An 18,607-nucleotide genomic window follows, 5' to 3' on the forward strand; every position below is an offset into this window, starting at 1 on the left:
ATGGGGGCGGGATCATGGCAGCCGACCGCTTGCTCAGCGGCCCCGGCGCGGAAGGGGGCGCCCCGAGCGGCGCCCCGCAGAGCCAGGGCCGTCTGATCGGCCGGCGTTACCGGCTCATGTCACCTGTCGGCAGGGGCGGCATGGGCATGGTGTGGCACGCCCACGACGTCCTGCTCGACCGGGACGTGGCGGTCAAGGAGCTGATCCTCCCGTACGGGCTCGACCACTCGGGCATGCAGGGGGCCCACCGGCGCGTGCTGCGCGAGGCCAGGTCGGCCGCGCGGCTGACGCATCCCGGCATCGTCACCGTGCACGACGTGGTCGAGGAGGACGGCCGCCCGTGGATCGTGATGGAGCTGGTCCGCGCGTGGTCCCTGGAGCAGGCCGTACGCCAGAGCGGGCCGCTGCCGGTGCTGCAGGCGGCCGAGATCGGCATCCGGGTGCTCGACGCGCTCAGGCACGCGCACTCCGCGGGGATCCTGCACCGCGACATCAAGCCCGGCAACGTGCTGCTGACCCAGGATCGGGTGGTGCTGACCGACTTCGGCATCGCGGCCATCGAGGGCGACGTGGCGATCACGCAGACCGGGCTGCTCATGGGGTCGCCCGCGTACATCCCGCCGGAGCGCCTGTCCGGGCAGCCGATCACGCAGGCGGCCGACCTGTGGTCGTTCGGCGCGACGCTGTACGCCGCCCTCGAGGGGCGGCCGCCGTACGAGGGGCCCGACCCGGTGGCGGTGCTCGGCGCGGTGCTCACGCAGGAGCCGATCGCGCCCCAGCGGGCCGGCTCGCTGATGCCGGTGGTCGAGGGCCTGCTGCGCAAGGACCCGGCCCAGCGGCTGACCTCCGACCAGGTCATCGAGATGCTGGAGGCGGTCCTGCGCGCGCACGGCTCCGTCCGGCCGCGCCCGGCCGAGTCGCTGCCCGCCGCCGGGCCCGCCCCGGGGGACATGCCGGCCTCCGGGCTGCTGGACTCCCCGTCGGGGCCGATGCCGTCGCGGATCGTGGAGACGCCCTCGGGTCCGATACGCGTGCCGTACGACCCGATGAGCAGCCCGTCCGGTGGTCACTCGATGCCGTTCGACGGCCTGACGAGCCCTTCCGGCAGCCACCGGACCGACCAGCTGGTGCCGCCGCCGCCCGAGTTCGGCGGTCCCTCGGGGGCCCAGCCCGCTTTCGGCATGCCCTCGGGTCCGCACCGGGCCCCCAGGGGCCGCGGCGACGAGTCCGGCCCGCAGCCGGCGCCGATCCTGCCGCTGACCACGGACAGCCGTACGTCGTCCGCCGCCACGCCGTGGCCGCTGGCCTCCGCCGAGGACCTGCGCGAGCAGTCGCGCGACCTGTCCCGCGACCTCGGCCACAACCGCCTGGCCACGCTGCCCAGCACGGCGCCGCGCACCGGCAAGAGCCGGCGCAGGCCCGACGAGGACGACGGGATGTGGGTGCGCCGCGGGCGGCCGACGCCGCTCACGATCATCAGCGCGATCGTGGCGGTGGCCGCCGTCGTGGGCGCCGTCATGCTCCTCATGCCGGGCGGGTCGCCGTCCCCGCAGACGGCCACGTCACAGGTCGCGACGTCCCCACCCGCCAAATCCGGGAACGCCGAACCCTCGGCGATACCGTCGGGCTACACCGAGCACGGCACGGCCGGGTTCGCCGCCGCCGTGCCCGGGAGCTGGAAGCCGGCGACGTCGGGCGGGGTGACCACGTTCAGCGGGCCGAAGGACTCCGGCATGCGGATCATGGTGCAGAAGGTGAGCCCGCAGACCGACGGAGGGCTGTCCGAGCTGGGCCGCCAGGAGGCCAAGGGCGGCGTGGAGGGCTACATCCAGGTGCAGCTGCAGGCCGTCGACTACCGCGGCTGGCAGGCCGCCGACTGGGAGTACACCTACACCACGGCCAGCGGCGTCCCCATGCACGCGCTCACCCGGTACGTCACGATCGACGACATCACCGCGTACAAGATCACCTTCGACCTGCCCGAGCTCAAGTGGGACGACCAGGCGGAGACCCGCAAGGTGTTCCTGGACACGTTCCGGCGGGATGGCTGACGTATTGCACCGCTCAGTCCAAAACGGGTAATGTTCGACATATGGGGCGACCGAGGAAGTTCGAGGAGGAACGCGCCGTCGAGGCCGCGATGCGCGCGTTCTGGTCCGCGGGCTTCGAGGCCACCTCGACGGCGGACCTGTGCGCGGCCACCGGGCTCGGGCGCAGCAGCATCTACAACACCTTCGCCAGCAAGCACGACCTGTTCGTGAAGGCCCTGACCCGCTACATGGACCAGCGCAACGCCACGCTCGCCGAGACGCTGGACGCCGACCTGCCGCTCAAGGAGAAGATCAGGACCGTCCTGTGGTGGGCCGTCGACCCCGAGCCCGGCGAGCCGCCCGGCTGCCTCGTGGTCAACTCGATGACCGAGCTGGCCCCGCACGACCCGGAGATCGCCGAGCTGCTGCGGCGCGACAACGACCGGCGCCGGCAGATGGTCCAGGCCGCCATCGAGACCGGCCGCTCGCGGGGCGAGATCGCCCCGGACAGGGACCCGCTCGCGCTGGCGCACTTCGTCTTCGCCACCGTCAGCGGCCTGCGCGTGGCCGCGCGGGGCGGGACGGACCGGGACGGGCTCGAGTCGATCGCGAAAACCGCCCTGGGCGTTTTCTGATCTTTTTTACGCTCTCATTTTGAACCGTTCAATCCAAAAAGGAGAAGCACCATGCCCTTGGCCATCTACATATTGGGGCTTTCGATCTTCGCTCAGGGCACTTCGGAGCTCATGCTGGCCGGGCTGATCCCGGAGATGGCCGCCGACCTGCGGGTGTCGGTGCCCGAGGCGGGGCTGCTGATCTCGGCGTTCGCCATGGGGATGCTGGTGGGGGCGCCGGTGCTGGCCGTCCTCACGCTGCGCTGGCCACGGCGTACGGCGCTGCTGACGTTCATGGCGGTCTTCGTCCTGTCGCACGTCGCGGGCGCGCTGACGTCGAGCTACACCGTGGTGTTCGCCACCCGCGTCGTGGGCGCGTTCGTGTACGCGGGCTTCTGGGCCGTGGCGGCGAGCACGGCGGTCGGCCTGGTGCCCGCCAACGCCCGCGGCAAGGCGATGAGCGTGCTCGCCGGCGGCCTGACGGTCGCCACCATCGTCGGGCTGTCCCTGGGCACGGTCATCGGCCAGCACCTCGGCTGGCGGGCCGCGTTCTGGGCGGTCGCGGTGTTGTCGGCGCTGGCCGGGGCGGGCGTGCTCGGCACCATCCCGGGCGGCCGCCCGGAGGCCGGCGCGACCCCGCGCGTCTCCGACGAGCTGCGCTCCATGATCAACCCCAGGCTCTGGCTCGCGTACGGCACGACCGCGCTGACCACGGGAGCCCTGCTGGCCTCCTTCAGCTACCTGAGCGTGCTGCTGGTCGACACCACGGGCCTGGCGCCCGCCTGGGTGCCCGCGGTCCTGGCGCTCTACGGCGTCGGCTCGCTGATCGGGATCACCATCGGCGGCCGGACCGCCGACGCGCGGCCGTTCCCGTCCCTCTACCTCGGCGTCGCCGGCCTGATCGTCTGCTCGGTGGCGCTGGCCCTGACCGCGTCCGTCCCCGTGGCGGCCATCGCGCTGATCTTCCTGCTCGGCGCGTTCGGCTTCGGCATGAACCCCGCCCTGAACACCCGCGTCTTCTCCCTGGCCAAGGACGCCCCCACCCTGGCCGCCGCGGTGAACGTCTCCTCCTTCAACGTCGGCATCACCGTCGGCCCCTGGCTCGGCGGGCTGGCCATCGGCGCGGGCCTCGGCTACCCGTCCGTCGCCTGGATCGGAGCCGCGATCGGCGTGCTCGCCCTGGTGACCGTGGCCGTGGCGGGCGCTCTGCACCGCTCGCCGGCGCCGGAACGCGGTGGGGTACGTTCGGCCGTATGAAGCTGGCGAGCATCCACTTTTACCCCGTCAAGTCCACCGCGGGGCACCAGGTCCACGAGGCCGAGGTGCAGCCGTGGGGGCTCGCCGACGACCGCCGCTACCTGATCACCGACGAGCACGGCGAGCTCCTGACGGCCCGTCAGGAGCCCCGCCTGCTGGCCTGCGTGGCCCGGGTCGACGGCGGTTCGCTCACGCTGACCGGCCCGCACGCCGCCCCGCTGCGGGTCACGCCGACCGCCGTCATGTCCACGGTCAGCGTGGGCCGCACCCCCGTGGAGCTCACCGACTGCGGCGACGACGCGGCGGGCTGGCTGTCCGGGCTGGTGGGCCGGCCCGTCCGGCTCAAGTGGCTCGACGACCCGACCCGCCGGCCGGTCGATCCGGAGTACGGGCGGCCGGACGACCGGGTGAGCCTGGCCGACGGCTATCCGCTGCTGCTCACGTCCAGCGCCTCGCTCGCCCTGCTCAACGACTGGATCGTGGAGACCGCGCTGGAGCGCGGCGAGGAGGCGCCGGAGCCGCTGCCCATGCACCGGTTCCGGCCGAACGTGGTGATCGACGGCGTCGGCACGCCGTTCGCGGAGGACGAGTGGAAGCGGGTACGCATCGGCGCGGTCGACTTCCGGGTGAGCAAGCGGTGCGACCGGTGCGTGCTGACCACGATCGACACGTCCACGTACACGAAGGGCAAGGAGCCCATCAGGACGCTTTCGCGGCATCGCAGGTGGGACGGCAAGGTGTGGTTCGGCGTCAACCTGATCCCGGACATGCCCGGACGCATCGCCCAAGGAGATTCAGTCACCATTCACTGAAATATCGCCCTTTGGGGTGATGTCAGGGGCTATGCGAGACTTCACGAGTGACCAGTGCCCCCACAACGCCCACTGTCTCGTCCTCTGACCGAATTCGCGGCGTCCAGCGCCGCACCCTGACCGTCCTGTCCGCGACGCAGATCGTGAGCGGGGTGGGGGTCGCCGTCGGGCTCGCGCTGAGCTCGGTGGTCGTGGACGAGCTCTCGGGCTCCACGGTGATCAGCGGCTTCGCGGGCACCGCGACCGTGCTCGGCGCGGCGCTGCTGGCCCTGCCCACGGCCAAGGCGTCGGGCAGCGGCGGCCGCCGGGCGGGCCTGTCGCTGGCGTACGCGGCGGCGCTGGCGGGCTGCCTGATCTCGGCGCTCGCGATCAGCCTGCGTACGTGGCCGCTGCTGCTGGCGGGCCTGGTGCTCGTGGGCGGCGGGAGCGCGGGCAGCCTGGCCGCGCGTTACTCGGCCACGGACCTGTCGCCCAAGGGCCGCTCGGCCAGGCACCTGTCACTGGTCGTCTGGGCCTCCACGATCGGCTCCGTGGCCGGCCCGAACCTGGCCAAGCCCACCGACCAGATCGGCATGCGGCTGGGGCTGGTGGAGAAGGCGGGGCCGTTCGTGTTCGCGGCGCTGGCGTTCGCGGTGGCGCTGGCCCTGATCTTCTGCCTGCTGCGCCCCGACCCGCTCACGCTGGCCCGCTCCCTGAACGACGGCCCGGACGCCGGCCGCGGCCCCAAGGGGACGATCCGCACCGCCTGGCAGACCCTCCGCACCACCCCGACGGCCCGCCGCGCCCTCGTCATGATCGCGGTGAGCCATACGGCGATGGTGTCCGTCATGTCCATGACCCCGGTCAAACTCCACCACGACGGCTCGAACCTGGACGTCATCGGCCTCGTGATCAGCCTGCACATCGCGGGCATGTACGTGCTGTCGCCGGTGGTGGGCTGGCTGGCCGACAAGGCGGGCAAGGTGCCGGTGCTCATGCTCGGCATGGCCCTGCTGCTGAGCGCCGCCACGCTCGCCGGCACGGCCGGGCATGCGATCTGGCAGGTGACGGCCGCGCTGGTGCTGCTCGGCCTCGGCTGGTCGTGCGGCCTGGTGGCGGGCTCCGCCCTGGTCACGGAGTCCGTCCCGCTCGAACGCCGCCCCGCCGTCCAGGGGCTCTCGGACCTGCTGATGAACGTCTGCGGCGCCACGGGCACGATCGTCGCGGGCGCCATCGTGGGGATGCTCGGCTACGGCGTGCTCGGCCTGGTCGTGGGCATCATGGTGGCGCTCGCGGGCATCTGGCTGACCATCACCTGGCGCGCCGACCGCTCTTAGGCACTCGACGCGACCGTCACTTCGCGTCGGCGTAGGACGACACCGCCACCGGCGGGACGGTCATCACTTGGCGTCGGCGTAGGACGACACCGCCACCGCCTCCATGGGAAAGCGCACCGGCGTCGCCCCGAACAGCAGCCGGGTGGCCTCGACCGCGGCCGACGACACCGCGGCGATCACCTCCTCCGCCTGCTCCGCCGGGCAGTGCACCATCACCTCGTCGTGCTGGAAGAACACCAGCCGCGCCGGCTCCGGCAGCAGCCCGCGCAGCACCGCCAGCAGCGCCAGCGCCCACTCGGCCGCCGTGGCCTGCACCACGAAGTTGCGCGTGAACCGCCCCCGGTCCCGCGCCGCCCGCGTGCCCTCGGGCCCCGACACCAGCTCCTTCCACCGCGGCGAGGGCGGCGGGCTGGTGCGCCCGAGCCAGGAGCGCACGAGCCGCCCCTCCTCCCCGTCCTTGGCCGCGTCCTCCACGAACTGGTAGGCCCTGGGGAAGCGCTGCCGCATCACCGCCAGCAGCTTGGGCGCGTCACCGCTGGTGCCGCCGTACATGGCGGACAGCATCGCGATCTTGGCCTTGTCACGCTCGCCGCCGAACGACTGCGCCAGCGCCGAGTACAGGTCGATCTCCCCGGCGGCCCTGGCCAGCCCCACGTCGCCGGCCATCGCGGCCAGCACCCGCGGCTCCAGCTGGGCGGCGTCGGCGACGACCAGCACCCACCCCTCGTCGGCCACCACCACCCGGCGCATCACCTTGGGGATCTGCAGCGCCCCGCCGCCGCTGGTGGCCCAGCGACCGGACACCACGCCGCCCACCACGTACTCGGGCCGGAAACGCCCGCCCCGCACCCACTGGTCGGCCCACACCCACCCGTGGAAGCTGTACAGCCGGGCCAGCTCCTTGTAGGCCAGCAGCGGCTTCACGGCGGGGTGGTCGATCTGCTTGAGCTCCCACGACCGGGTGGTCTTCAACGCCACCCCCGCCCCCTTGAACGCCTTGACGAGCTGCTGCACCGAGTCGGGGTTGACCGGCTGGCCGAGGGCCGAGGTCACCTCGTCGGCCAGCGCCTGCAGCTTGGCCGGGCGCATGCCGTGGACGGGCCGCGGCCCGAGCAGCTCGGTCAGCAGCTCGTCGTGCACGTCGCGCCGCCAGGGCATGCCGTCGTACGACATCTCGGCCGCGATGAGCGCCCCCGCCGACTCGGCCGCCACCAGCAGCCGGAACCTGCCCGGCTCGGGCAGCGCCTCGATTCGGCGCAGCTGGTCGGCCAGCACCTCCGCCACGGCCTCGGCCGCGAGCGGCTCGGGCGCGAACAGCGTGCCGGGCGCGCTCGGCTGCTCCTCCGGCACCGGCAGCCCGTGCAGCCGGGCGTGGGCGGCCCTGGCCGAGCGGCTCTCGCCGTAGCGGCCCTCGTACGCGAGCAGCAGCCCCTCGGTGAGCGCGACGTCGTGGCAGCGCGAGACCCGCGCGCCCGCGCTCAGCAGGTCGGGATAGACCTCCCGCGCGTCGGCCCACACCCACCGCGGGCGCTCGGCCTCCTCCAGCTCGCGTACGGCCCCCGCCAGGTCGGCGGGACGCCGAGCCGAGCCGCCCACGGGCAGCAGCGTCTCTCCTGCGACCACGACATGCACGTGGTCAAGAGTGCCAAACGGCTACGACAAAGCGATGCGCACCTCGTCCTCCATCGGCGGATCGACCTCCTGGGCCCGGCACCCCGTGGCGGCGAAGCACCGCACGGTCAGCTCCTCGGGCGTGACCGACAGGTGCAGGAACTGCTTGAAGAACGGCGGCGTGTCCCAGTCGGACAGCTCCGACAGGTAGCGGTGGAACACCTTGTCCACCGGCAGCCTGAGCGGCCACGGCCACGCCCCGAGCAGCCGCGCCGCCCACCGCATCCTGCGGGTGATCGTGACCGGGCCCTGGGGGGTCCGGACCGGCTCGTTCTTGATCTGGTCCGACATGACGCACAGGGCCTCGGAGGGTGTGAGGTAGATCCACTTCATCCGCAGGCGGTGCGCGTACAGTTGGCTGTAGAAGGACAGCGAGTCGCCGCGCAGCGGGTAGCACCTGAAGTCGTCCTCGTGCACGCCCTTGACGTCGACCCGCTGGATCGTGTGCGTGGCGTGCATGAAGGCGCCGCCGCCGCCGGACACGATGTACTGGATCACCCGGTCGCCCACTTTGACGGGGTAGCGCTGGTAGTTGTGCACGTCTCCGCCGATGGCCGCGACGTACCGGTTCGCCGGGTCGCGCACGATGTCGTCGATCGTGCCGCCTTCCTCCAGCGGTGAGGGCTTGTAGACGTTCCCGGTGTAGATGGGCTTGCCCGTGACGAGGATCTTCGGCCGCGGATCGCGCGAGACGCGCCGCAGCCACGCGGTCTGCTCCTTGTCGATGATGTTCTTGATGCCGGTGTCGACGCCGACGATCAGCAGGCTGTCGCTCTCGATCACCCAGTACGGCCCCGGCTGCGTGACCTGCTGGGACGGCTTGCCCCTGAGCTCGCGCGCCTGGGCCAGCCCTTCTTCGTCGATGGCCTCCGGCTTGCGCCACAGCAGGCCGCGCAGCCAGCGGTCCGGCTTCGGCTTGAGCGCCGGCGCGTCACAGAAGACCCGCATGAAACCGCCGAGCCCGTCGTACCAGTCGTGGTTGCCGGGGACGGCGTAGATCGGGGCGTCATAGTCCTTGTACGGACGGAAGAACTTGTCCCCGTACTCGTTTCCTGATCCCGTCGGATAGATCACATCACTCGCAATGACGGCGAACGACGTGTCTTCCCCCACCTTCAACATCCCCGGAACAACGGCGTACTGGGACGCGTCTCCCTCGCCTGTATCACCGAGCAGGAGGAAACTGAAATTTCCCCCGACCGGCGGGTTTATACGAAATTCCGGATCAATCCCCCGCGCTTCCTGAGCCGCCACCCATCGCGCCCGAACCTCTCCCGACGGATCCCCGAGCAACCCCGCGAGGATGTCGTTACGCGATCTCCACAGCGTCACCAAATTCAGCCAGGTAAACCCGTGATCGTTAGGTCTGAGCTGCGCGAACGTCCCCGTTTGTGTGCAGGCCCATCCTGCTCCCTCCTCTGACACCCTTGAGGAAAGCTGCTTTCCCCGCTCGGCCGCGACTTCCACCATGACCACATACTTACCGCGATCACCCATTCGTGCACCCGGAACGCTCCGTACCGTAAGGAACACAGAAGGTTCGCAATGGTGTACCCTCAACCCCCCAAGCAAGCGGTAGGGACGTCGAGGGGAGTGCTCCATGAGCCGTAACGGCCCTGACGACACGACCCGGAGCGGCACTTCCGACGTTGAGGCCATCGAGGGTCTGCTGGCATACGCGCAAACCCGGTCATCCCGCTGGAGCGGGGCGGCCCTCAAACGGGTCGGCGAAGCGGTCGCGCGCAGCCGGGCCCTCGACGCACGTGCTCCCGGCACGCACACGACCCTGCTGGCCCGCAGCCTGCTCGCCAAGGCGAAACTCCTGCTCAAGCGGGACCGGGCGGCGGAGGCGCTCCCCCTGGCGCAGGAGGCGGTGGCGCTCACCCGGCTGACGGGCGGCGCCCCGCTGGTGGCGGCCCTGTACTGCCTGGCCACCACCCTCGAGTCCCTCCACCGCTACAGCGAAGCCGCCGCCGCGATCGCGGAAGCCGACCAGATCCTCCCCCCGCACGAACCCTGACCCATCCGAGCCGACGGGGGCGGGCTACGCGGCCGGGGGTGGGATGAGGGCGCCGGGGTTGAGGATGCCGGCGGGGTCGAGCCGGTCCTTGACCGCCCGCAGGATGCCCACCCCCACCGGCCCCACCTCGGCCGCATAAGCGTCCCGATGGTCGCGTCCGACCCCGTGATGGTGGCTGATCGTGCCGCCGGCCGCCACGATGGCCGCGTTCACCGCCTCCTTGGCGTGCTCCCACTGCCCCACCGAGTCCCCCTCCTGCGCGACGACGACCGTGAAGTACAGCGAGGCGCCGGTCTCGTACACGTGGGAGACGTGGCACATGACGAGCGGCGAGCCGAACGCGCCCGCCAGGGCAAGCCGCACCGCGTCGTAGAGCCGTGGCAGGTTGGCCCAGAAGCCGGCCGTCTCCAGCGTCTCGACGGTGGCTCCGGCCCCGAGCAGCGAGTCGCGGAGGTACGGCGCGGAGAAGCGTCCGTGCTCCCACGCCTCCCCCGGCTCGGCGCCCAGCGGCTCGCCTCCCATTCGGGTCAGCACGGCGGCGGTCCCGGCCTGCCGGGCGGCCGCCGAGCCCCATCCGGAGACCGAGGCGGGGGTGCTCTCGTAGCCGGCGATCAGGAGGCAGCCCGAGCCGCCCGAGCCGATGGCGTCCGGCTTCGCCAGGCCGATCATGGTCTCGGTCTCGTCCGAGAGCCGGAGCACCGTCGGGAGCGGCCCCTCCTGGGCGAGTGCGCGCACCGCCGCCGTCCCCTCCGCGAACGTCCCGAACCGCCACCCCTCGTACCGCCGCTCGTCAGGGGCCCGCCGCACCCTCAGCCGCAGGGACGTGATGACCCCGAAGGCGCCCTCGGAGCCCAGCACGAGCTGGCGGAGATCGGGCCCGGCCGCCGACTTGGGGGCGCGCCCGAGGTCCAGGGTGCCGGTGGGCGTGGCCACCGTGAGGCCCACGACCATGTCATCGAAGCGCCCGTACCCGGCGGAGGCCTGGCCGCTGGAGCGGGCCGCCGCGAAGCCGCCGAGGGTGGCGTACTCGAAGGACTGGGGGAAGTGGCCCAGCGTGAGGCCGTGCGCGGCGAGCAGCCGCTCGGCCTCGGGGGCGCGTACGCCGGGCTCGAAGGAGGCCACGAGGGACTCCGGGTCCACGGAGAGCAGGCGGTCGAGCCGGCCCAGATCGAGGGCGATCACCCCCGTGAATCCCGCACCGGAGCCGGTGAGGCCGCCCACCACGGAGGTGCCGCCGCCGAAGGGGATCACGGCGACGCGTTCGGCGGAGCACAACCGCAGCAGCTCGGCCACCTCCTCGTGCGAGCCGGGCAGCACCACCGCGTCGGGCGCGGCCGAGCCGTCCCCCGCGCGCATCCGCAGCAGGTCGGGGGTGGACTTCCCGCGCGTGTGGCGGACGCGGGCCTCGTGCGAGGTCAGCACGTACGCGGAGCCGACCACCCCGGCCAGCGCGCCGAGCAGCGGCTCGGGCAGGGCGACCGGCGGCAGGCGCACCGATTCGAGGCCGACGGCGGGGACGTCCGGAGCGCGGACGCCGAGGAAGTCGCGCAGGAGCGCGCGGACCTGCTCGGGCAGTTCGCGGGCGAGAGCCGGGTCGCCCCAGCCGGACCACAGCATCGGTTCTCCAGTCACGTTTACACTGTGACACATGACGTCGATTCGTCACAATGATGGAGTGCTGGACGCGGCCCGCGACTGCGTGCTGGCCTATGGCGTGCGCAGGACGACGCTCACCGACGTGGCGCGCCGGGCGGGGGTGTCGCGGATGACGATCTACCGCCGCTGGCCCGACGTGCGCACGCTGGTCGCGGACCTGATGACCAGGGAATGGGTAGGGGTGGTCGAGGAGCTCGACCTGGCGGACCCCGTGCGCGCGGTCGTCGAGGGGGTCAGAGGGCTGCGCTCTCACCCGCTGTGGCGGAAGATCGTGGAAGCGGATCCGGAGTTGCTGCTGCCGTACCTGCTCGACCGACGCGGCGCCAGCCACGAGGCGATACTCGAGGTCCTGGAGCGCGCCGTCGGGGATCCGGGCAGGGCGCGTGCGGTGCTGCTGGTGGCGCAGTCGTTCCTGCTGTCGGCGCCCACGATGCTCGGCCCGGTGACCATGGACGAGCTCGACGCCGAGCTCACCGCCCTGCTGGAGGCCTATCTTGGATAGCTCGCATGGAGGCACCTTGGACAACAGCTCGCTGAACGCCCGCAGAAGATCCCGTGAGCTGCGCCGCGTCGCGGAGGAACGGCTCGACGTGCTGGTGGTCGGGCTCGGCGCGACCGGCGCCGGCGCCGCGCTGGACGCCGCGTCCCGTGGGCTCAGCGTAGCGGCGATCGACGCGCACGATCTGGCTTTCGGGACGTCCAGGTGGAGTTCCAAGATGATCCACGGCGGCCTGCGCTATCTGGCCAAGGGGCAGGTGGACGTCGCCTACGAGAGCGCGGTCGAGCGCGGCATCCTGCTCCGCACGACGGCTCCGCACCTGGTCGCGGCCCACCCGTACCTGCTGCCGCTGACGAAGGCGGTCTCGCGGCGGCAGGCGGCGCTCGTGATGAGCGGCTACCGGCTCGGCGACGGCCTGCGGGCCGCCGCGCGCACGCCGCGCCGGCTGCTGCCCGGCCCGACGCGGCTGAGCGCGGCCCGCACGCGCACGCTGGCGCCCGTGCTCGGCGGCGACGGGCTGCGCGGCGCGCTCCTGTCGTGGGACGGCCGGCTGCTGGACGACGCCCGCCTGGTCGTGGCGATCGCCAGGACCGCCGCCGCGCACGGCGCCCGCGTGCTGACCCGCTGCCGCGCCCTGCGGCTCACGGGGCAGGGCGCGCTGGTACGCGACGAGCTGACAGGCGAGGAGTTCGACGTCCGCGCCAGAGTGGTGATCAACGCGGCCGGGGTCTGGGCGGGCGGGCTGGATCCCGAGGTGAGGCTGCGTCCCTCGCGCGGCACCCACCTCGTGCTGGCTCAGGGGACGCTCCCCGGGCTGATCGCCGGCATGCATGTGCCCATTCCCGGAGAGACCAACCGATTCGCGCTCGTACTCCCCCAGCGTGACGGCCGCGTGTACGTCGGCCTCACCGACGAACCGGTGGACGGGCCCGTCCCCGATGTTCCGGAAGTGCCCGAGGAAGACGTCAGAACGCTCCTGGAGGTGCTGAACGGGGTTCTTGAGACTCAGGTGACCCGGGAGGCGGTCGCGGGCGCGTACGCGGGCCTCAGGCCCCTTCTGGCGGCCGACGGTCACACGGCCGACATCTCGCGTAGACACGCCGTTCTCGCGCATGACGGGATCGTCACGGTCGTCGGCGGCAAGCTCACGACATATCGGCGGATGGCCGAGGACGCGGTGGATGAAGCGGTCTCGTCCGGGAAACTCCGGGCGCGCCGGAGTCGTACAAGAAAGATCCCGCTCGCCGGGGCGGGCCCGCGGCCGTCCGGAGTGCCGCACCGGCTGGCCGAGCGGTACGGCAGCGAGGCCGAGGCCGTGCACGAGCTCGTCAAGGCGTACCCGGAGGAGGTCGGGCTCGGCATCACCGAGGGCGAGCTGGTCTGGTCGGTCCGGCACGAGGGCGCGCTCGACGAGGGCGACCTGCTGGACAGGAGGACCAGGATCGGCCTGGTCAAGCAGGACAGGGACCGCGCGCTGCCCGCGACACGGGACGTGTTGCACCGAACCACCCGCGACTGACCCCACCAATCCGTTAGGTTAGTCTTACCTAATTCGGGTTGAGGAGGGAGAACAGGCGTTGGCAAGGGGCTGCGGGCATCCGAACGGGTGCCACACCGGAGGGGTTCCGACGTTGGCCAGCGCCACCGTGGGAGCCCGGCTGTGGCTGCTCGTCGAATACACCGGCGCCTGGCCGTCACACCTGGAAAACTTCGAACTTCCTGAAAAAATCTCCGAACTGGTCCGCCGGGCGCTCGAGCGCGGTATCAGGCCCCAGTTGATCCGCCGGCCGGGAAAGCGAACCCGCCCACAGGAGCAGGGGATCCGTGTGCTACTCGCGTACGCGGTAGGAGACCGGCCCTGGTTGGCGAGCGGTGTCGTCGCAGGTCCCGACGATCTTGACCTCGACGCGCTCGTGGCGGGAGTGGTCCCGGAGTCCTGCATACTTGAAGACGAGCCGGTATTTCTGGTCTGCACGCACGCCAAGCGCAATGCGTGCTGCGCCCGCATTGGACTACCCCTCGCTCGCACGCTGGCCGATTCTTTGCCGGACAGAGTGTGGGAAACGTCACACGTTGGCGGCGATCGCTACGCCGCCAACCTGGTGTGCTTGCCACACGGAATTTTCTACGGCAGCATGTCTCAGGCTGCTGCACTGGCAGCGGCTAACGCGTACCGGTCGGGCGAGGTCATTCTCGACCGCTACCGGGGACGCGCAGGCATCCCTGAGCCATTGCAAGCCGTGGAGCACTTCGCCCGAGCCCATACGGGAGAGTGTTCCGTCGGCGCGGTGGCCGTGGAATCCTCCAGGTCGGACGGCGACGTCACCGAAGCCATCGTGCGGGTCAACGCGCGAGGCCGCGGCGACGTCCGGTTCCAGGTTGTGGTTGAGCCATCGGCGTTCACAGCGCCGTGTGGTACGGCTTGCGCCGAGACGATCACCACCTACCGGCTGGTTTCGCTGGACAGGCTCACGCCTGTGCGGTACGCCACGCCCGCTCTCGCCTGAACAGGGAACATCGCGGCCCAACGTTGCGTTGGAACAGTGACGCCATAAGCGTCCAATGCGGCCCAATTACCGAAATACCTCTCACGAAGGTGGTTTTCTCATGTCTCAGGTACGTCGGCAGCTCGCCCGCCCGCGCCCCAGCTGGGGTTGGCAGGATGATGCCGCGTGCCGGGGTGAGGACCTCGTGCTCTTCTTCGGCCCCGACGGGGAGCGGCAGCCCGAGCGTGACGTACGTGAGCGGAAGGCCAAGGCGATCTGCGCCCAGTGCCCCGTCCGCAACGAGTGCCTTGACTACGCGCTGTCCCGTCCGGAGAAGTACGGCACGTGGGGCGGTCTCAACGAAGACGAGCGCGCCTCCGAGCGTCGTCGTCGCATGCGCCGCGCGGCCAGCGCCGGCATCTCCGCCGCCTGACATACCCGGCAGCGTCACCATCATCGCGTGATCAAGCAGTTGTCCCGATGAACCGGAGCCTGGCCCTCCATGCACAGGCTCCGGCGAACCCGGTCGGGACAACTGCCTGATCAGGCAGCACCTCCGAGAACACCGGCCCGCACGAGCAGCGGCACCACCTGGTCGCGCACGGCAGGCGCGAGACGCGGCACGTAAGCGTCACGCCCGTCCGTCCACCCCAGCGCCGCCAGCTCCGCGGCCGGTCTCGGATCCCCCGAAACCCCGGCGGTGAAGACCGTCATGCGCATGGGCACGCCCTCCAGCGCCGCCACGTCCTCCACGTGGTCGAGCAGGGCCAGGTCGTGCGGGGTCACCCCCAGCTCCTCGGCCAGCTCGCGCGCGAGCGTCTCCTCCGGCTCCTCCCCCGCCTCGGGCTTGCCCCCCGGCAGGTAGAAGACGTCCGGAGCGGCCTGCTTGCTCACGACGAGCAGCCGCCCCCGGTCCACGACCGCCGCGGCGACCACGCGCAACACATCCATGCCCGACAGCATCCCACGCGCCACCGACAAACCGGGCTCTCCGGAGATTGTCACACCCGGCCGATAGGGTGCCCGGCATGACAGAATCCGAGCTCTCCCCCGTGACCGCCGACGACCTCGACGAGGCCGTCCGGCTGGCCGTCGGCGCCCTCCGCGAGGCGCCCGAGACCGCGTGGGACCGCAAGGCCGGCACGCTGCAGTGGACGTGCTGGGAGACGGTCGAGCACCTGGCCGACGACCTGTTCGCCTATGCCGCCCAGCTCGGGCTCAGGATGCCGCCGCTGGACACGTATGTCCCGTTCATCCTGGAAAGTCGCAGGCCGGAAGGCCCCGCCAACACCATCCACGCCGACCCCAAGGCCGGTCCCGTCGGGCTGCTGCAGGTGCTGGAGTCGTGCGGCGCGATGCTGTCCGCCATGGTGCGGACCGCGCCGCCGGAGGTCCGCGCCCACCACGGCTTCGGCGCGGCCGACGCCGAGGGCTCGGCGGCCATGGGCATCGTCGAGACGCTCGTCCACACCCACGACCTGGCCGACGGGCTCGGGCTCGGGTGGGCGCCGCCGGCCGGGATGTGCGCCCGGGTGCTGGCGCGGCTGTTCCCCGACGCCCCGCGCGACAAGGATCCGTGGACGACCCTGCTGTGGGTCACCGGGCGCGCCGACCTTCCCGGCCGTGAGCGCCCGGTGAAATGGCGCTGGTACAGCGCGCCGCGGTCCTGAGCGGCGCGCGCTCCGCCAAACGTCAGACCTCAGACGATCAGATCGTCGAACTCGCCGTCCTTGGCCCCCAGGACGAACGCGGTGATCTCCGCCTGGGTGTAGACCAGCGCGGGACCTTCGGGAAAACGTGAGTTACGCATGGCTATCTCCCCCGTGGGCAGGTTCGCGACTTCGACGCAGTTGCCGTTGGGGTTGCTCCGCTTGCTCTTGCGCCAGACGACAGGAAGGCGGCCGGCGGGCGTTCCGTTCCGGAACTCATGCATGGGGGCAGCTCCTCGCGATCTTACGGATGCACGTGCATCCGCGTTTGCGAGGAGACAATACGGTAACGCGTCGGTCTCCATATAGCGGACGACCAAAAAGCCAGATATGGGGTGGGTCACAGGGATATCAGCAGCTCATCGGGAAAGCAGGCGTTCCAGGAAGCGCCTGGTCTCCTTGGGCTCCTCGGCCTGGATGCTGAGCCGGTCCATGACTTCCAGGTAGTTGTCGGAGTCGGCGGGTTTGTCCAGGTAGAGGGCGCTGGTGAGCTGCTCCATGTAGACGACGTCGGGCAGCTCGGGCTCGGGGAAGCGCAGGATGCTGAACGGGCCCCCGGCCGCCGCGTGGCCACCGCGGTCGAACGGCATGATCTGCACGGTGACGTTGCGCTCGGCGGTGAGGTCGAGGAGATGGGCGAGCTGCGCGCGCATGATCTCGGAGCCGCCGATCGTACGGCGCACGACGGCCTCGTCGATCACCGCCCAGAGCGTCAGCCCGCTCTCCAGCCGCCCCTGCCGGGTGGTGCGCACCGCCACGCGGCGGTCGAGCTCCACCCTCGGGGCCTTCTCGTGGGCCAGTTCGATCACGGCTCTGGCGTAGTCGGGGGTCTGGAGGAGGCCGGGCACGAACTGGTTCTCGTACGTACGGATGCTGGAGGCCGCGCCTTCGAGGCCGATGTAGACCTCGAACCAGGGCGGCAGCACGTCGCCGTACTTGTGCCACCAGCCGGGGGCGTTGGCCTGCTTGGCCAGGGCGAGCAGCGGCTCGCGCTCGGCGGGGTCGGTGACGCCGTACAGGGTCAGCAGGTCGGCCACGTCGCGCTGCTTGAAGCTGACCTGGCCGAGCTCCAGCCTGCTGATCTTGGCGTGAGATGCGCGAATCGAGTACCCGGCGTCCTCGCGCGAGATACCCTTCTCCGTGCGGAGCCTGCGCAGCTGGGTGCCCAGCAGGATCCGCAGCACCGTCGGGCTTCCCGGCGAATGGTTGAGAAGCTTCCCTTCCGCGCTCTCTGCGCTCACCCTGCCACTCCTAGGTCATCTGCACGTGCAGATGCGATTCGCATCCGTAAACGATGAAAAGTCTTGCATCGGTTCGCACTCCCCGTAAAGATGGGCATTGGATCACCAGACCGCGCTTCGGGGGCCAGAATGACGACTTTCGACGCTCGGCCGCAAGCCGCCATCGGTTCCCGGCCACCAGGATGGCTATTTTCCATTCTGGTCGAGGGGCATGCCTGGGAGTGCGACGCGGTGTTCCCCTTCCATCAGCGGGTCGCGCTCGAGCCCGCCTGTGTGGCGACGGCGCGGCGGTTCGTCGATCAGACGCTGACCACGTGGGGGGTTCCGGGGCCGGCCTTCGACGCTCAGCTGGTGGTGTCGGAGCTGGTGACCAACGCGATGCGGCACGGCGGCGGGGCGGCGCAGCTCCGGCTGCTGTCGCACGGGGCGGAGCTGGCGTGCGTGGTGACCGACCACAGCCGGACCGTGCCGGTGGCGACGGCTCCCGACGTGTTCTCCGAGTTCGGGCGGGGGCTGCGGCTGATCGACGCCCTCTGCACCGCCTGGGGCTGGCTGTCGCCCGGCGGCGCCCGCAAGCTCGTCTGGGCCGTGCTCGCCGCCTGACTCCCCGTACGTCCTCATCGCCGCGCCCGGTCGAGCAGTTCGAGCACGTCGGCGTCGGTGAGCTGGTCGAAGTGCTCGTACCACTGCCCGACCGCCCTGAAGTCGATCGGCGTCAGCAGGACCACCACCTCGTCCGCCTCCCGCCGCAGCGAGCCGACCGTCTCACGGGCCCCGACCGGCACGGCCAGCGTCACCGTGGCGGGCTTGGCCGTGCGGACCGCCCTGAGCGCGGCCCGCGCGGTGCCGCCGGTGGCCAGGCCGTCGTCCACCACGATGACCTCGCGCCCCTCCAGCGAGGGCAGCGGGCGGTCGCCGCGGTAGGCGAGCACCCTGCGCGCCAGCTCGCGCCGCTCCTTCTCCACCACGTCCGCCACTGACTCGGGCGTCATGCCGAGGCGGCGCAGCAGCGTGTGGTCGAACACGGGTTCGCCGCCCTCGGCTATCGCGCCCACACCCAGCTCCGGGGTGGGCGGATAGCCGATCTTCCTCGTCACGAGGACGTCGAGGGGGGCGCCGAGCCTGCGCGCGATCGGCAGGGCCACCGCCACGCCGCCGCGGGGCAGGGCGAGCACGACGGGGTCGCGCACGTCCTCCAGGCGCTCGGCCAGCAGCTCCCCGGCCTGGGCACGGTCTGCGAAGAGCTCCATGACCAGTGCCCTACCCGCTCAAACGCGCTCCTCGCCTCACCCGCGG

Annotated in this window: 19 protein-coding genes; 12 read left to right on the forward strand and 7 right to left on the reverse strand. The window is 71.4% G+C overall.

The window, feature by feature from the left end:
• Window positions 1-14 precede the first annotated feature (14 nt).
• Genes AB0L65_RS01945 through AB0L65_RS01965 form a run of 5 tightly spaced genes read left to right on the forward strand, consistent with a single transcriptional unit; the run spans window position 15 to window position 6,029 of the window.
• The gene (locus AB0L65_RS01945; protein WP_364239466.1) at window positions 15-2,051 is read left to right on the forward strand and encodes a protein kinase; all 2,037 of its coding nucleotides are present in this window, start codon (window positions 15-17) and stop codon (window positions 2,049-2,051) included.
• A 41-nt stretch (window positions 2,052-2,092) separates the two neighbouring features.
• Window positions 2,093-2,665 (forward strand): TetR/AcrR family transcriptional regulator, encoded by a 573-nt coding sequence (locus tag AB0L65_RS01950; RefSeq protein WP_364239468.1) that lies wholly within the window; start codon window positions 2,093-2,095, stop codon window positions 2,663-2,665.
• Between the two features lie 51 nt (window positions 2,666-2,716).
• The gene (locus AB0L65_RS01955; protein WP_364239469.1) at window positions 2,717-3,901 is read left to right on the forward strand and encodes a Cmx/CmrA family chloramphenicol efflux MFS transporter; all 1,185 of its coding nucleotides are present in this window, start codon (window positions 2,717-2,719) and stop codon (window positions 3,899-3,901) included.
• Entirely contained in the window at window positions 3,898-4,713 is an 816-nt protein-coding gene (locus AB0L65_RS01960; RefSeq protein ID WP_364239471.1) for an MOSC N-terminal beta barrel domain-containing protein, read from the forward strand. Before AB0L65_RS01955 ends, AB0L65_RS01960 begins: the two co-directional genes overlap by 4 nt.
• Window positions 4,714-4,760: 47 nt before the next feature.
• A complete protein-coding gene (locus AB0L65_RS01965) occupies window positions 4,761-6,029 on the forward strand; it encodes an MFS transporter (protein ID WP_364239472.1) in 1,269 nt (422 codons plus the stop codon).
• Between the two features lie 63 nt (window positions 6,030-6,092).
• Here AB0L65_RS01965 and AB0L65_RS01970 read toward each other — a convergent pair whose 3' ends face one another.
• Together AB0L65_RS01970 and AB0L65_RS01975 are read right to left on the reverse strand one after the other, a co-directional pair.
• Complete coding sequence (locus AB0L65_RS01970; RefSeq protein ID WP_364239474.1) at window positions 6,093-7,661, reverse strand: bifunctional 3'-5' exonuclease/DNA polymerase; 1,569 nt, start codon at window positions 7,659-7,661, stop codon at window positions 6,093-6,095.
• A 21-nt stretch (window positions 7,662-7,682) separates the two neighbouring features.
• Window positions 7,683-9,032 (reverse strand): metallophosphoesterase, encoded by a 1,350-nt coding sequence (locus AB0L65_RS01975; RefSeq protein ID WP_364239475.1) that lies wholly within the window; start codon window positions 9,030-9,032, stop codon window positions 7,683-7,685.
• A 268-nt stretch (window positions 9,033-9,300) separates the two neighbouring features.
• Here AB0L65_RS01975 and AB0L65_RS01980 point away from each other — a divergent pair, with 268 nt between their 5' ends.
• Window positions 9,301-9,720 (forward strand): hypothetical protein, encoded by a 420-nt coding sequence (locus tag AB0L65_RS01980; protein ID WP_364239476.1) that lies wholly within the window; start codon window positions 9,301-9,303, stop codon window positions 9,718-9,720.
• A 24-nt stretch (window positions 9,721-9,744) separates the two neighbouring features.
• Here the strand turns inward: AB0L65_RS01980 and AB0L65_RS01985 are convergent, their stop codons facing one another.
• A complete protein-coding gene (locus AB0L65_RS01985; protein WP_364239716.1) occupies window positions 9,745-11,337 on the reverse strand; it encodes an FAD-binding oxidoreductase in 1,593 nt (530 codons plus the stop codon).
• A 31-nt stretch (window positions 11,338-11,368) separates the two neighbouring features.
• Here AB0L65_RS01985 and AB0L65_RS01990 point away from each other — a divergent pair, with 31 nt between their 5' ends.
• From AB0L65_RS01990 to AB0L65_RS02005, 4 genes are all read left to right on the forward strand, one after another.
• Entirely contained in the window at window positions 11,369-11,878 is a 510-nt protein-coding gene (locus AB0L65_RS01990) for a helix-turn-helix domain-containing protein (protein WP_364239477.1), read from the forward strand.
• 16 nt (window positions 11,879-11,894) lie between these two features.
• On the forward strand, window positions 11,895-13,394 hold the full coding sequence (locus AB0L65_RS01995; protein ID WP_364239478.1) for a glycerol-3-phosphate dehydrogenase/oxidase: 1,500 nt from the start codon (window positions 11,895-11,897) through the stop codon (window positions 13,392-13,394).
• A 112-nt stretch (window positions 13,395-13,506) separates the two neighbouring features.
• Window positions 13,507-14,382, forward strand: coding sequence for a sucrase ferredoxin (locus AB0L65_RS02000; protein WP_364239479.1), 876 nt, complete (start codon window positions 13,507-13,509; stop codon window positions 14,380-14,382).
• A 100-nt stretch (window positions 14,383-14,482) separates the two neighbouring features.
• A complete protein-coding gene (locus AB0L65_RS02005) occupies window positions 14,483-14,794 on the forward strand; it encodes a WhiB family transcriptional regulator (protein ID WP_080036407.1) in 312 nt (103 codons plus the stop codon).
• A 110-nt stretch (window positions 14,795-14,904) separates the two neighbouring features.
• On the opposite strand, the gene AB0L65_RS02010 is transcribed toward AB0L65_RS02005, so the two are convergent.
• On the reverse strand, window positions 14,905-15,312 hold the full coding sequence (locus tag AB0L65_RS02010; RefSeq protein WP_364239481.1) for an NUDIX domain-containing protein: 408 nt from the start codon (window positions 15,310-15,312) through the stop codon (window positions 14,905-14,907).
• A 77-nt stretch (window positions 15,313-15,389) separates the two neighbouring features.
• On the opposite strand from AB0L65_RS02010, the gene AB0L65_RS02015 reads away from it, so the two are divergent.
• Window positions 15,390-16,031: a DinB family protein gene (locus AB0L65_RS02015; RefSeq protein WP_364239483.1), complete on the forward strand. Its 642-nt coding sequence runs from the start codon at window positions 15,390-15,392 to the stop codon at window positions 16,029-16,031.
• A 29-nt stretch (window positions 16,032-16,060) separates the two neighbouring features.
• On the opposite strand, the gene AB0L65_RS02020 is transcribed toward AB0L65_RS02015, so the two are convergent.
• Both AB0L65_RS02020 and AB0L65_RS02025 read right to left on the reverse strand, forming a co-directional pair.
• Window positions 16,061-16,294, reverse strand: a complete 234-nt coding sequence (locus AB0L65_RS02020) for a DUF397 domain-containing protein (protein WP_127935054.1) — start codon at window positions 16,292-16,294, stop codon at window positions 16,061-16,063.
• Window positions 16,295-16,429: 135 nt separating this feature from the next.
• Window positions 16,430-17,311, reverse strand: coding sequence for a helix-turn-helix transcriptional regulator (locus tag AB0L65_RS02025; protein ID WP_364239484.1), 882 nt, complete (start codon window positions 17,309-17,311; stop codon window positions 16,430-16,432).
• 231 nt (window positions 17,312-17,542) lie between these two features.
• On the opposite strand from AB0L65_RS02025, the gene AB0L65_RS02030 reads away from it, so the two are divergent.
• The gene (locus tag AB0L65_RS02030) at window positions 17,543-17,914 is read left to right on the forward strand and encodes an ATP-binding protein (RefSeq protein WP_364239485.1); all 372 of its coding nucleotides are present in this window, start codon (window positions 17,543-17,545) and stop codon (window positions 17,912-17,914) included.
• A 14-nt stretch (window positions 17,915-17,928) separates the two neighbouring features.
• Here the strand turns inward: AB0L65_RS02030 and AB0L65_RS02035 are convergent, their stop codons facing one another.
• Entirely contained in the window at window positions 17,929-18,561 is a 633-nt protein-coding gene (locus AB0L65_RS02035) for a phosphoribosyltransferase (RefSeq protein WP_364239487.1), read from the reverse strand.
• Between the last annotated feature and the right edge of the window lie 46 nt (window positions 18,562-18,607).

Origin of the sequence: Nonomuraea sp. NPDC052116, from assembly GCF_040680035.1 — a bacterium.
GTDB classification, from domain to species: domain Bacteria; phylum Actinomycetota; class Actinomycetes; order Streptosporangiales; family Streptosporangiaceae; genus Nonomuraea; species Nonomuraea angiospora_A.